Annotated in this window: 11 protein-coding genes and 1 riboswitch; of the genes, 6 read left to right on the top strand and 5 right to left on the bottom strand. The window is 54.7% G+C overall.

Features of this window, described 5'->3' with window-relative positions; all coding sequences use genetic code 11:
* Positions 1-4 precede the first annotated feature (4 nt).
* A complete protein-coding gene (locus FBR45_RS04795) occupies positions 5-3,106 on the bottom strand; it encodes a SusC/RagA family TonB-linked outer membrane protein (protein ID WP_138499810.1) in 3,102 nt (1,033 codons plus the stop codon).
* 336 nt (positions 3,107-3,442) lie between these two features.
* Here FBR45_RS04795 and FBR45_RS04800 point away from each other — a divergent pair, with 336 nt between their 5' ends.
* A complete protein-coding gene (locus tag FBR45_RS04800; protein WP_246082106.1) occupies positions 3,443-4,732 on the top strand; it encodes an amidohydrolase in 1,290 nt (429 codons plus the stop codon).
* An 88-nt stretch (positions 4,733-4,820) separates the two neighbouring features.
* On the opposite strand, the gene FBR45_RS04805 is transcribed toward FBR45_RS04800, so the two are convergent.
* Together FBR45_RS04805 and FBR45_RS04810 are read right to left on the bottom strand one after the other, a co-directional pair.
* Complete coding sequence (locus tag FBR45_RS04805) at positions 4,821-5,633, bottom strand: SDR family oxidoreductase (protein WP_138499814.1); 813 nt, start codon at positions 5,631-5,633, stop codon at positions 4,821-4,823.
* A gap of 6 nt (positions 5,634-5,639) precedes the next feature.
* Positions 5,640-6,569, bottom strand: coding sequence for a S66 peptidase family protein (locus FBR45_RS04810; RefSeq protein ID WP_138499816.1), 930 nt, complete (start codon positions 6,567-6,569; stop codon positions 5,640-5,642).
* A 239-nt stretch (positions 6,570-6,808) separates the two neighbouring features.
* Here FBR45_RS04810 and FBR45_RS04815 point away from each other — a divergent pair, with 239 nt between their 5' ends.
* Positions 6,809-7,303, top strand: coding sequence for a nuclear transport factor 2 family protein (locus FBR45_RS04815; protein WP_138499818.1), 495 nt, complete (start codon positions 6,809-6,811; stop codon positions 7,301-7,303).
* Between the two features lie 173 nt (positions 7,304-7,476).
* Here FBR45_RS04815 and FBR45_RS04820 read toward each other — a convergent pair whose 3' ends face one another.
* Positions 7,477-8,493 carry an ion channel gene (locus tag FBR45_RS04820; protein ID WP_246082107.1) on the bottom strand — a complete coding sequence of 339 codons (1,017 nt, stop codon included), beginning with the start codon at positions 8,491-8,493 and terminating at the stop codon, positions 7,477-7,479.
* Between the two features lie 162 nt (positions 8,494-8,655).
* Between FBR45_RS04820 and FBR45_RS04825 the strand changes: the two genes are divergently transcribed.
* On the top strand, positions 8,656-9,654 hold the full coding sequence (locus FBR45_RS04825) for a glycosyltransferase family 2 protein (RefSeq protein ID WP_171044835.1): 999 nt from the start codon (positions 8,656-8,658) through the stop codon (positions 9,652-9,654).
* The gene (locus tag FBR45_RS04830; protein ID WP_138499824.1) at positions 9,606-10,397 is read left to right on the top strand and encodes a polysaccharide deacetylase family protein; all 792 of its coding nucleotides are present in this window, start codon (positions 9,606-9,608) and stop codon (positions 10,395-10,397) included. The genes FBR45_RS04825 and FBR45_RS04830 overlap by 49 nt, the downstream gene beginning before the upstream one ends.
* Here the strand turns inward: FBR45_RS04830 and FBR45_RS04835 are convergent.
* Complete coding sequence (locus tag FBR45_RS04835) at positions 10,390-10,716, bottom strand: DUF721 domain-containing protein (RefSeq protein ID WP_077919155.1); 327 nt, start codon at positions 10,714-10,716, stop codon at positions 10,390-10,392. The genes FBR45_RS04830 and FBR45_RS04835 overlap by 8 nt on opposite strands.
* Before the next feature lie 188 nt (positions 10,717-10,904).
* Positions 10,905-11,023, top strand: a riboswitch (SAM riboswitch).
* A gap of 202 nt (positions 11,024-11,225) precedes the next feature.
* Here FBR45_RS04835 and FBR45_RS04840 point away from each other — a divergent pair.
* Together FBR45_RS04840 and FBR45_RS04845 are read left to right on the top strand one after the other, a co-directional pair.
* Positions 11,226-12,542 carry an O-acetylhomoserine aminocarboxypropyltransferase/cysteine synthase family protein gene (locus FBR45_RS04840; RefSeq protein ID WP_138499826.1) on the top strand — a complete coding sequence of 439 codons (1,317 nt, stop codon included), beginning with the start codon at positions 11,226-11,228 and terminating at the stop codon, positions 12,540-12,542.
* Positions 12,543-12,630: 88 nt separating this feature from the next.
* Complete coding sequence (locus FBR45_RS04845; protein WP_138499828.1) at positions 12,631-13,704, top strand: homoserine O-acetyltransferase family protein; 1,074 nt, start codon at positions 12,631-12,633, stop codon at positions 13,702-13,704.
* Positions 13,705-13,715 lie beyond the last annotated feature (11 nt).

A 13,715-nucleotide genomic window follows, 5' to 3' on the forward strand; every position in this document is an offset into this window, starting at 1 on the left:
TGAATTAGAACGTTAAGTTGATACCTGCCTGGTAAGTTTTCGAGTTCGGTACAACCCCGGTGTTTCCGCTACCGAAGTTGAGGAACTCAGGGTCGTAGCTCGTCCAGTTGGTGAACGTAAGCAGGTTAGCGCTCTGGATATATACCCGGGCTTTCGACGCACCGATCCGCTTCGAAACGGCAGCTGGTACGTCATACGCCAGCGTGATCTGCTTCAGGCGCAGGTACGAAGCGTCTTCGAGGGTACGGGTACCGCCCAGACCACTAACCCCGCGGGTTTCGATGTTGCCGTTGATAGTGCGCGGCACATCGGTGATGTCGCCCGGCTGCTGCCAGCGACGGTCGTATACCGAGCGCAGGGCGTTGAAGTCACGACCAGCTAGCTCAGACAGGAACGACGTCTGCGAGTTGAACGACCGCCGGCCGTAATCGTACTGGAACAGCACGTCGAGTGTCAGCCCACCGTAGGTGAAAGTATTGTTGAAACCGCCGTAGAATTTGGGCAGCTCCGTACCGAAATACTTCTGATCGCGGGGCGTAATCGGGGTGTAGGTAATGTTGCCGGCAAAATCGCGGAACATCGGCCGACCCGTAGCCGGGTTAACACCAGCATAATCGGTGGTGTACTGAGCCTGCAGCGGCCGACCCAGGATAGCCGTCCGGCCTACTCCGTAGAAGTCGGTATACGCCAGCGTGATGGCACTGTCGGGGTTGGCCAGGGGTACGATACCCGGGTACAGCGACGTTACCTTGTTCTCGATGAAGGTGATATTGAACGTAGAGCGCCACTGGAACGGCCCTGCTTTCAGGTTCACCGAGTTCAGTTCGATTTCAAGCCCTTTATTCTCCACCGAACCCACGTTGCGTGAAATGGTCGAGTAACCACTGGTGAACGGCAGGTTGAACGGCAGCAGCAGGTCTCTACTAACCCGTCGGAACACGTCTACCGAACCCGTCAGACGGTTCTGGAAGAAGCCGAAATCAAGACCGATGTTGGTCGTCTCGTTGGTTTCCCACCGCAGGTCAGGGTTAGCCAGCTGCGTGGGGGCAAAACCGGCGGCACCGTTGTAGTCAAAACCGGCGCTGACCAGACCCAGGCCAGGGAAGTTCGACTGGTTAAACAGCGAACCCAACTGGTCGTTACCCGTTGTACCGAACGAGGCCCGCAGTTTCAGGTCGCTGACCAGGTTATTGCCTTTCAGGAAATCCTCTTCGGTAACCAGCCACGCCCCCGATATGGACGGGAAGAAACCGTACCGATAGTTGGCCCCGAACCGGCTCGAACCGTCCAGACGACCAATCAGGCTCAGGTTATACTTCTTGTTGAAGTCGTACTTGATGTTTCCAAAGATAGACGCCTTGCGGAAGTTGTTGAACGTGCCGAAGATGTTCTGGGGCAACGCAGCCGCACTGGCGTACTTGAAGTCAGGCGTCGGTACGTTGGTGATGTTGGTAGCCAGGTTCTCGTTCACATCGGAGCGGTACTCGGCGCCCAGCAACAGACCTACATCGTGCTTGCCGGCAAACAGCTTGTTATAGTTGGCCGTGATGTTGGTCAGGAAGTTTTTATTCTCGTTCAGCTGATCCTGAATCCGGCCACGTACGTTGAAACCATCGGCCGTCCGTGGGTCCGAGAAGTTCCGGCCCCGAATAATCCGATAGTCGAGGCTCACAAACGGACGAATGGTAAGCCCATCGATTACTTTGTAGTTCAGCGCCAGGCTACCCACAAACTGGTTGATATCGGCCCGGATGGTGTTCAGTTCACTAACCTGCAGAATGTTCTGGTTCAGGATGCCCGGAATACCACCCTGCGAGGGCGGTCCGAAATACGATCCGTCCGCGTTGTAGATAGGAATACTCGGAAGGATAAGGGGCGATGCGAACGCACCGGCACCCAGGAACGAACCGCCGTTCGGGCCACCGAACTGCCCCCGCGCCGAAATGGTGCTTAGCTTAAGCGTCTGGTCAATAGACAGTTTGGGGTTAATCTGGTGCGTCAGCGTTGTGTTCAGCGTACCGCGCTTGAAGTCAACATTGACGATGTTGGCGCTCTGGGTGTAGTACGAACCTGATACATAGAAGCGGGTTTTGTCGGTACCGCCGTTCAGGCCCAGCTCGTAGTTGTTGGTGATGCCCCGCTTGTATACGGCATCCTGCCAATCGTAGGTAGGCAGCGCAGCAATTTCAGCGTCGCTCAGGGTCGTTGGCTGACGAATGGTGCTCAGCACGGCCGTCCGGGCGGCTTCGCTGGTCTGCCCCCCGTTGATGCGGGCCTGCGTACGCAGAGCAATCCACTCCTGGGTGTTGAGTACGTCGAGCTTTTTGATCGGATCGGCAACCCCCGTGAAATAGTTAACGGAAATCTGGGTTTTACCGGCTTTACCGCGTTTGGTCGTTACCAATACAACCCCGTTGGCGGCCTGAGACCCGTAAATAGAAGCTGCTGCGGCATCTTTCAGAATCTCGATCGATTCGATGTCGCTGGGGTTCAGAAACGCCAGTGGGTTACTGCTGGTAAAGGTTGAGTTGTTGGTGGTGTTCAGCTGAACGCCGTCCACAACGTAGAGCGGATCGCTACCGGCCGAGATTGAGCCGACCCCCCGAACCCGGATCTGAATAGCACCACCCGGTACGCCGTTGGCCGACGTTACCTGCACACCGGCTGCCCGGCCTGCCAGCGCTTTATCGAAGCTACCAACTGGCAGGTTCGATACCGTAGCGCCGGCTACTTTCGAGCTGGCACCGGTAAACTCGCGCCGGTTAACGGTACCGCCGTAACCCGTTACTACGACTTCGTTCAGCTCCTGAGCGTTGTTCTCCAGACGAACGTTTACGGTACTGCGATTACCAACGGCTACTTCCTGCGAGAGAAAACCGATAAAGCTGAATACCAACCGGGCGTTGGCTGGAGCACTAATCCGGTAATTCCCCTCGGCGTCGGTTGTTGTGCCGCGGGTAGTACCTTTTACCTGTACGCTCACGCCGGGAAGGGCGGAGCCGTCGTCTGATGAAGTGACGCGGCCACTTACTGCTATTTCCTGCGCCAGAACCGGCAGGCAGAACAATAACGAAAGCAACCAGCTTCCAAATAAAATTTTGCGCATTTGTGAGTAGAGATTAGAATTACATTGAGATGTACCGTTAAATAAGACGCAAAGATAAGAGACCTGTATTCTATAGCATATATAGATGGTACTTTTTTATTCTTTTCATGAGAATAAGTAGTCTGGCCGTTACATATTGGCCAATCATCTATAGATATAGAGATATAAACTGATTATTAGCTATATTGATTATTTTAATTGCTGTTTTTATGGAAATTATTTACGATTTATTTGGTATTTTTGGCAAAAAACAGATTAATGTACGTACAGATAAACTTGGATATTTTGATGATTTCCTACAAACAGTGCTTCCGAATTTTTGCCGGTCTGGCCTTGATGGCTCAAACAGTAAATGCTCAGCAAACGAGTCTTTCTGCCCGAATGGATAAAACAGCCGAAGGTTTGGAGAAAAAAGTGGTCGCCTGGCGTCGTGATTTTCACCAGTACCCTGAGCTAGGCAACCGGGAGTTCCGGACGGCGGGCAAGGTGGCTGCTCATCTGCAGGCACTGGGTATGGAGGTAAAAACCGGCATCGGTAAAACCGGAGTGGTCGGTATACTCAGGGGCGGCAAACCCGGCCCGGTGGTTGCGCTGCGGGCCGACATGGATGGCCTGCCGGTAACCGAACGCGTTGACTTGCCTTTCAAGTCTGAGGTCCGTACTGAATATAATAACCAGCAGACGGGCATCATGCATGCCTGCGGGCACGACTCCCACGTGGCTATGCTGATGGGTGCTGCCGAAGTGCTGGCCTCGGTGAAAAATGAACTTCACGGAACGGTAAAATTCATTTTCCAGCCTGCCGAAGAAGGAGCGCCCCAGGGTGAAGAGGGAGGTGCCTACCTAATGGTTAAAGAAGGGGTACTCGACAATCCGAAAGTCGACGCCATTTTTGGACTGCACATTAATTCACAAACTGAAGTCGGTACCATCAAATACCGGCCCGGTGCTACCATGGCTGCAGTCGATCAGTTTGCTATCAAACTGAAAGGGAAGCAGACACATGGCGCGTCGCCCTGGTCAGGCGTCGACCCGATCGTAACGGCTTCGCAGGTGGTAATGGGTCTCCAGACGATCGTGAGCCGAAACCTGCCCCTGACGGAGAATGCTGCGGTGGTTACGGTAGGGGCTATCCACGGTGGCATCCGGCAGAACATCATTCCGGAAGAAGTAAACATGATCGGCACGATTCGGTCGCTGGACAACAGCATGCAGAAAACCATTCACCGCCGGATCAACGAGGTGGCTACGAACATTGCCGAGAGCGCCGGTGCGCAGGCCGATGTGAAAATCGATATCATGTACCCGGTTACCTATAACGATCCGAAACTGACCGATCAGATGGTGCCCACGCTCGAAGCGGTAGCGGGTAAGAACAATGTCAGGATTACACCGGCGCAAACCGGAGCCGAAGACTTCTCCTTCTATCAGCAGAAGGTACCCGGTTTCTTTTACTTCCTGGGCGGTATGACCAAAGGAAAGAAGGTGGAGGAAGCGGCCCCGCACCACACCCCCGATTTCCAGATCGATGAAAGCTGCTTCGTACTTGGCATGAAAACGCTCTGCCACCTGACCGTCGACTATATGAGCCAGACCGGTAAAGTAGCTGCGGTAAGCGGCAAGTAACGGCTGAGTTGTCGTATCAATAAAGCGACTCCCGGATCGATACGTTGCTGACAACGTATCGATCCGGGAGTCGCTTTTTGCGGGTCGATCAGGTGCCTTCGCGATTCCGCAGGATCCGGGACAGAAGACCAGGGAGAAACCGCTTTAGGTAAATACCGTACGTTTCCGGTCCGCCTATATATACTTCTTCTTTTTGCTGTTTTACGGCTCTGAGCAGCCGCTGAGCAAAAACAGCCGCAGGCATCCCCACTTCCTGATGCTTATCCATTTTGCCATGTACCTGTCCAGCGGGACCCAGGGCGTGGAGAGAGATCGGCGTTTGGATGTAGCCGGGGCAAACCAGCGTGACCCGCAACCCGGCCGCGTGGGTTTCGGCCCGAAGTGCGTCGAAGAAGCCGTGCAGCGCGTGTTTACTGGCGCAATAACCCGACCGTTGTTTGGTCCCCAGCTTGCCCGCTACGCTGCTCGTCACCACAAAATGCCCCTTACCCTGTTCCAGCATGGCAGGCAGTACAGCTTTGGTAAGGGCCACTACGCCGAAAAAATTGACATCCATCAGCCGGTGGTAAACGACCAGGTCGGTATCGGCCACGGTACTCCGCTGGGTGATGCCGGCGTTCTGAAAAACGTAGTCGATACGACCGAAGTGCTGGCGGACGGTATCGACATGCGCGGGCAGACTGGCCACATCGGTCATGTCGAGGGGAAGCACCAGCAGGTGCCGGCTGGGGAGACCGGTCAGGTCGGCAACCCGCTGCAGCTCCTCCGCACGTCGGGCCGACAAAACCAGCCTGGGATTGGGAAAGGGAGAGTCGGGCTGCGCCAGCGCCAGGGCCAGAGCCTCACCAATGCCCGAGGAGGCTCCGGTAATCCAGATAACTTGTCCGGCAAATACGTCCATACACTTTTATGGGAAGGTAAGAGTACCTCCCGTTGGGCCGGTCGTTACGATAACCCGTTTCCCGATAGGCAAGGCCAGATTAACATTGACATGACCCGCCGGAAAGTTGAACAGAACCGGGTACGAGTAGGCCGACACGGCCTCGGCAATCAGCTGGTAAGCGTCTTTTCCAAACGGTAATGATGGATTGGTGCGCATGTCGGTGAACTGCCCGACCACGAGCCCCGCCAGCTTCGCCAAACGACCACCCCGGCGTAGCTGAGTCATCATGCGGTCGAGTGAGAACAGGGTCTCGTCAATATCTTCGATGAACAGAATCGTGCCAGTCAGATCCACATCGGTTGGGGTACCGATCGAGTTGATCAGCATGGTCAGGTTGCCGCCCACCAGTGGTCCCGATGCCTGACCCACCCGGTTGAGGGGATGAGCGGCTACGGTATAGGCGCCGGGCTGCTCGCCGAACAACCACTGCCGTACCGACTCCAGGGCTTCGGCGCGTTCGGGCTGGCCATACTGCCGGGGCATCAGGCCGTGCAGGCTGACAATACCGGCAGTATAAAATAGGCTGAGCAGCACCGTCACGTCGCTGAATCCAATGAGCCATTTCGGGGAAGTCCGCAAACCGGTCAGGTCAAGTTCGTCGGCCAGCCGGTAGCAGCCGTAGCCACCCCGCGTAGCAAATATGGCCTTCACCGACGGATCGTCGAAGAACCGTTGCAGATCCGCCCGGCGCAGCTCGTCAGAGCCCGCAAACGGACCCTCCTGCGCCCGCAGGCTGTTGCCTTCAATAACCGTAAGCTGCCAGTCGTCGCGTAAGATGCGTAACCCTTCGGCCAGTTCATCATACGGAAACCAGCTGGCGGGCGATACAACCCCTACTGTATCGCCGGGGCGCAGAACGGGAGGAGTTACTAGAACAGATTCGTCAATTAACATGCTGGCAAAGTAAACGGATTGTTCTGCTTTTGGGTAGTGCCGGGTCAGGAAGTTAAAGGAAGAATTGCCCGGAGGAACTGGGCTTTCGGTTGCCCCTTACTCAATAGGAGGCACCGTTTAATCAACCCGTTTTGTGGTTTGGGGTATGTGATTTAGGTTTGATCAGATCCGACTCTGTCCGGATAAATCATTGTTTGTCAGCGATTTGGTGTACTGCCCTGAATCCTTCCTTCACGACTATGAACCGCGTGTGTCAATTTGGTATTATCCTTGGTTTCGTGCTGTTTAGCCGGATCCTTATTGCCCAGTCACTACCAGCCGATGAACGGGCAATCTGTATCGTTATTGAACGAGAGGCACAGGCTTACCTGAACCGCAATGCGACAGAGCAGGCCAGCTGCTGGGCTAATCATACGGAACTATCGCAGCGGGTTAGCCTGGGAGACGGTCGGGTGGTCGTGGCGCAGGGCGAACAGACGGCGCTGCGCAGGGGACTGACCAGCTCGTTTCGTCAGATGGCCGAACCAGACTCTTCCGTATTTGTCAATCGGGACTATCGAATCCGGATTCGGGGCGATGCGGCTTTCGTCACCTTCTGTCAGGTAATGAGCTGCCATGGCCGACCAACTACCCACAGCCAGCAGGTACGCTACCTCGAACGAGAAGGAGAGCAGTGGAAAATTGTACACGTCGGCGTTATGTATTTTGAGCCGGAGCCGACAGTTGACCGATGACGCCAATCCCGAATAAAAAAGTGAAATAAAGTAGTTAAATTGATATTTTAGTAAACATATAATTCTCATTACTTAAAGATTATGCTTATAGAAATCTAGATATGAGGTCAGGTCATGACTGAGTATATTCTCGTTAGCATAAGCGGACCTGTGATCGAAGGAAGCCGATAAGGTCAGTTGAGCGGAGCCTCTATCGTATCATCCAGTTTGGCGAGATCGAGTAAGGCCCCGCCTGGTTGGTTGCCATCCAGCATCGGCAAAAATTTTCGGCCCCACAAAACCTCATCGTACCGATAGGAATAGCGGGTGTGTACAACCTGCGAAAAGGTATCGTCAGTAGCCCGCAACAGGATCAGAAATTCGGCATCTGATTCGGCCAGATCGTCGGGTGTACACTGCTGTAGCGGACTGCCCGGTGTGATGGGATGAACCAGTGTCCAGTTGGTGGGGAAGAAGTTTACCCGGTTGCGCTCCAGCTCCAGGTTATAGTATCGCCGGTGACGCACCCCGTCGGGTCGGGTTTCCAGCCGTGACAGTGATACGTCTACCTGTACGTCAATGAGCTGGTTAGCGCGCTGGTGAACGATACGAAACATCCAGCCATTCACATCCAGATAAGGCGCAAACAAGGCGTGGGTCGAAAAGCGTATATGTGCCACAGGGCGCGAGAAACGGCCGTATAGAAGCCCCGTCACCAGCGCGAAGGCCAGCAGACCGATCATTGACTCGAGCGCAGCAATAGCGCTGATCAAATACCCCGAGGGACTGATGTGGCCGTAGCCAACGGTCGTAAGGGTCTGGGCGCTGAAGAAGAAAGCTCCCCAGAATTGTCCCAAAGGGCTCCCATCCGTCACCTTATCCAGACCGAGCAGGTATTCAGGACCGACCAGCATATAAATGCAGGCGAATACCATATTCTCCGAGAAATACAGCAGGAGCACCACCCCAAAAAAGGAGGGCCAGTTCATCGTAATCAGCCGGTTGTAGAGGTTTACCCGGTCCCGGAACGAAGTGTTGGTTCGGGTAACGTTGATGCTGCCATCTTTATTGATCAGTCGGGAGTTGGGATCAGTAAAGGTGGAGCCGAAGCCCAGATCGAGCCGCCGTTCTTCCTGATCAACCAGCTGGCTGTCTGCGCCATATAACCGCTGTTTGTCTGATTTTCTGTTGGATAACATAGATTTTTTCATAGATAATTCATACTTGGTGTAGCCTTAATACCAGGCCGCTTTTAAGGTAAGTTTAAGCTAACTTTAATTTTTGAGTTATCTGCCGTTAGGTATATGTACTTAACTTTGGCTCCACTCAGAGCGGACCTGCCGTACCTATCTAATTAGTAAGCCAGTAAACGTATGAAGCTGCAACCAGGTATGATTAGCCTAGTCGTGCCAGCCTTTAATGAAGAAGAGAACCTGACCGTGTTGGTTCAACGACTAACATCGGTCATGGCTTCTGAGGGTCTTTACGAAATACTGATCGTTGATGATGGCAGCAGCGATCAGACCCGCTATGTACTCCGGCAACTGAGTCAGAGGTATCCGGCGGTTCGATTTATATCGTTTTCGCGCAATTTCGGTCACCAGATGGCCTTGCGGGCCGGCTACGAAAACGCGCGTGGCGATGCCGTCATCTGCCTCGATGCCGACCTGCAGCACCCGCCTGAACTGATCCCGACGCTAATCGAGAAATGGCGGCAGGGCTATGAGGTCGTTTATACCGTGCGTCGCCCTGATCCGAAACTCTCCTGGTTCAAACGAAACTCGTCGAAGTATTTCTACCAGCTGCTGCGCCGGGTTTCGGACCTGGAGCTTGAAGATGGGGCCGCGGATTTTCGGCTGCTTGACCGGAAAGTTATCGACGTAATCCGGCAATTCAAGGAGAATGATCTGTTTTTACGCGGGGCCATTTCCTGGGTTGGCTTCCGGCAATGCCGTATTCTGTACGAGCCCGCTGCCCGGTATGCCGGCCGGTCAAAATACTCCATCCGGAAAATGCTGAAACTGGCCGCCATGGGCATTACCTCTTTCTCTACCCGGCCGCTGTATTTGTCCGTTATGCTCGGTTTCGGCATGTCGCTGTTTGCTATTCTGTTTGGCGTGGAGGTGCTGTATGAATATTTCTTCACCGACGCGACCGTGTCGGGCTGGACAACGCTGGTTGTGCTGATGGCTCTGATTGGTGGCGTACAGTTCATCATGATTGGCATTATCGGCGTGTATTTAGGAAAAACGTTCGTTGAAGTAAAAGGAAGACCAGCCTATATCATCAGCGACACAAGTGATATTGACGAGACCGTAACTTCATGGCAACCCACCACCCAGAACGATCTATTTTATTCACCGTTGACGTAGAGGAATTTGACACAGCGCTGGAGTTCGGCCATGCTATCCCGCTGAGCGAACAGGTAGCCGTATCGACGCGGGGCCTGATCAGTCTGAACCAGCAGCTCGAATCGAACAACGTACGGGCTACACTCTTTACTACAGCCAATTACGCACTACACGAACCTGTTCTGATGGGGCAGCTGGCTGCCCGTCATGAGATTGCGTCCCACGGCTATTACCATACTACCTTCGAGCCCGCCGATCTGCTGACGTCCCGACTGGCGCTTGAGGAGTTGCTGGGTCGACCGGTTACCGGCTTCCGGCGCGCCCGCATGGGCTATGTCAATCCGGTTGATGTGCAGCAGGCCGGGTATCAATACAATTCATCGTTGCACCCGACCTGGCTGCCGGGCCGGTATAACCACTGGGGAGAGCCCCGGCATCCGTTTCGGGAATCGGGCGTCTGGCAGATTCCGGCGTCGGTAACGCCTTCGCTACGGCTGCCCCTGTTCTGGCTTAGTCTGAAAAACTTCCCGTTTGCTCTCTATAAACAATTATGCCGCCAAACCTTACGGTCCGACGGCTTCCTGAATCTATACGTACATCCGTGGGAGTTTACCGATCTGGCGGCCTATGACCAGATTCCGGCTTACGTTCGCCGTCATTCGAGCGGTCTGCTGCTCGACCGGGTCGATGCCCTGGTGCAGGACCTCAAAGGCCGGGGCGAGTTTATGACAATGCAGGAGTTTGCCGAAGGTTTACCTAGATAAAGACCACATCATCAATGACCTCGGCGTTCATATCGCGGTTGATAACCTGAATTAGCTTCTGCTTGGCATTGACGAGTTCGTTGCGGAGTGGGGCAGAGGTAATCTCGATGTAGAGCTTACGTTCACGGACGTACAACCGTTTGGTACGTGAGGCAATGGCCTGGCCCATCATGCGGCTCCAGAACGCTTCGAGATAGGTTTCGTTGAAGCGTGTCTGTAACTGATACTGTTTCAACAACTGCCCGATAGCGTCTTTAAGCGTGGTTGTACCAGCCACCCGGGTGGCATTTTCACGATTATATCGGTAGGTTTGGCTCATTGATTGGGTGTGTTACCAGACAAAAGTAACGAACAAACCCGACATCCGGCAGGCGGTCTGACCCCGAAAAATAAAAAAAGAGGGAACGGACAGAAAAACCAGAATAGGTTTGGTTAACGACGTTTTGCCCTGTATACTTGCGTCATCAAGTCAATTGTTACGCGTCTTTTTCTTCAGGGGCGCGGGTTGATTTATACAGAAGCGGGGGAGAGATCAGGCTCTGTGAACCGCTGGCAACCTACCACACGGCAAGGTGCTAACTCCTGCCTAAAGCAGCCGCTCCGGCGGACATTAGGGACTATAAATCGTTTATGCACATGCTCTACAGCCAACAGTGTATGCCCGTTCGGGCCTACTAAGTATCACACACACTCCGCCACGACAACCGGGAGGGTTGATCGCGCGCCTGGCCGCCGGTATCTGTCAAGACCCGACGAAGTCAGCCTGTAACCGGATGGCTCAGCCGTCTGAATCCACTGGAATATTCCAAGCCAAAACCACTAAATATCATGTCTTCTTCATTGCATTTCGATACCCTTCAGCTACACGCAGGTCAGGAAGCCGACCCAACTACTAATTCACGGGCGGTACCTATCTATCAGACAACTTCGTATGTTTTTAACGATTCGGCCCACGGTGCGGATCTGTTTGCGCTGAAAGCGTTCGGCAACATTTATACCCGCATCATGAACCCGACGTCCGATGTGTTCGAGAAGCGGATTGCAGCCCTCGAAGGCGGGGTAGCCGCTCTGGCAGTGGCATCGGGGCAGGCGGCTCAGTTTATTGCGCTGACCAACATCCTGAGCGCCGGCGATAACTTCGTAACTACCTCGTTTTTGTACGGGGGCACCTACAACCAGTTTAAGGTATCGTTCAAACGCCTGGGCATCGAAGCCCGCTTTGCCGATGGCGACAAACCCGAATCGTTCGAGCAACTGATCGACGACAAAACAAAGGCGATCTACCTCGAAACGATCGGTAACCCGGGCTTCAACATTCCCGACTTTGAGGCCATCGCGGCCCTGGCGAAGCGACACGACCTGCCCATTATTGTCGATAATACGTTTGGCGCCGGGGGCTACCTGTTCCGGCCTATCGAACACGGAGCGGCCGTTGTGGTCGAGTCGGCTACCAAATGGATCGGTGGTCACGGCACGAGCATTGGGGGCGTCATTGTCGACAGTGGCAATTACAACTGGGGGAATGGTAAGTTTCCGCAGTTCTCCGAGCCGTCGGAGGGGTACCACGGCATGGTCTTCAGCGAGGTGTTTGGAGTGGGTGGTCCGTTCGGCAATATTCAGTTCATTATCCGGGCCCGGGTAGAGGGCCTGCGCGACTGGGGTCCGGCCATCAGCCCGTTCAACTCCTTCCTGTTGCTGCAGGGGCTGGAAACCCTGTCGTTGCGCGTAGATCGTACCGTACAGAACGCACTGGCGCTGGCGCAGTGGCTCGAACAGCATGAGCAGGTAGAGGTAGTCAACTACCCCGGCCTGGCCAGCAGCCCGTATCATGAACTGGCCAAAAAGTACCTCAAGCGGGGCTTCGGGGGCGTCTTTACGTTTAAGGTGAAAGGTGGTAAAGAAGCGGCCGACCGCTTTGTCAACAGCCTGAAGCTGGTAAGTCACCTGGCCAACGTGGGTGACTCGAAAACGCTGATTATCCATCCGGCTTCGACTACGCACCAGCAATTAAGTGAGCAGGATCAGGCCAGCGCGGGGGTCGAACCCGGTCTGTTGCGGATCTCGGCGGGTATTGAATACATCGATGACATAAAAGCAGATCTGGAGCAGGCCTTTGCGGCCATTGCTGAGCCAGTAGCGGTTTAGTATGAACAGCGCAGTTCGCTGGTTTGGCCGTCCGGATCGACCTTAGAAACCGGCCGCGAAACCAGCGAACTGAAAACCTTTTTTACGTTTGGACCTTCAGTATTTCGACTACAAGTATTCATTTCCACTCGAATCTGGCGCGAGCCTGCCCGGGTTTCGGCTGGCCTATACCACCCGCGGAACGCTGCAGCGCGACCGCTCGAACGTGGTCTGGATTTGCCATGCCTTAACCGGTAACGCCGATGCCGGAGACTGGTGGGGCGGTATGATCGGTGCCGGTAAATACTTCGACCCCGATCGGGATTTTATTGTTTGTGCCAACGTGCTGGGGTCCTGCTACGGGTCGACCGGGCCGCTGTCGGCGAATCCGGAAACGGGTCAGCCGTACTACCATGACTTCCCGCCCATAACGGTCCGGGACATGGTGGGGGCGCTCGACCTGTTACGACAGGAGCTGGGCATTGATAAAATACATACCTGCGTGGGTGGTTCACTGGGTGGTGAGCAGGCCCTCGAATGGGCCATTGCGCAGCCCGGTCTGATCGATAACCTGATCGTGGTGGCAACCAGCGCCGTGGCATCGCCCTGGTGCATTGCGTTCAATGAAGCGCAGCGGATGGCCATCGACGCAGACCCGACCTGGCGCGAAAGACGCGCCGACGCCGGGGTTGCCGGTATGAAAGCCGCCCGCGCCATGGCCATGATTTCGTACCGCAATTACGATACCTATAGTTTTACCCAGGCGCTGGATAATAACGAACAGATGGATGGCTACAAAGCCGCCGGGTACCAGCGGTATCAGGGGGATAAACTGGCCGAACGCTTCAACGCGTTCACCTACTGGACGCTCTCCAAGGTGATGGACTCGCACAATGTCGGGCGAAACCGCGGCAGTATCCTGAATGCACTGGGCCAGATTCGGGCGCGGACGCTGGTTGTTGGTATTCGGTCCGATCTGCTCTTTCCGGTATCGGAGCAGCAGTTCCTGGCGCGTCATATCCCCGACGCGACCTATGAGGAAATCGACTCGTTATACGGACACGATGGGTTTCTGATTGAATTCAGGCCGCTGGCTGGGATTATCCGCAAGTGGATGGCCAGTGCTCCGGTAGCCGACGCGTCGGCTGTCAGCGCCCGTCCCCTCGAAGCGGGTAAACCATAAAACCACGATCA

This window comes from Spirosoma lacussanchae (genome assembly GCF_005870035.1).
Classification (GTDB): domain Bacteria; phylum Bacteroidota; class Bacteroidia; order Cytophagales; family Spirosomataceae; genus Spirosoma; species Spirosoma lacussanchae.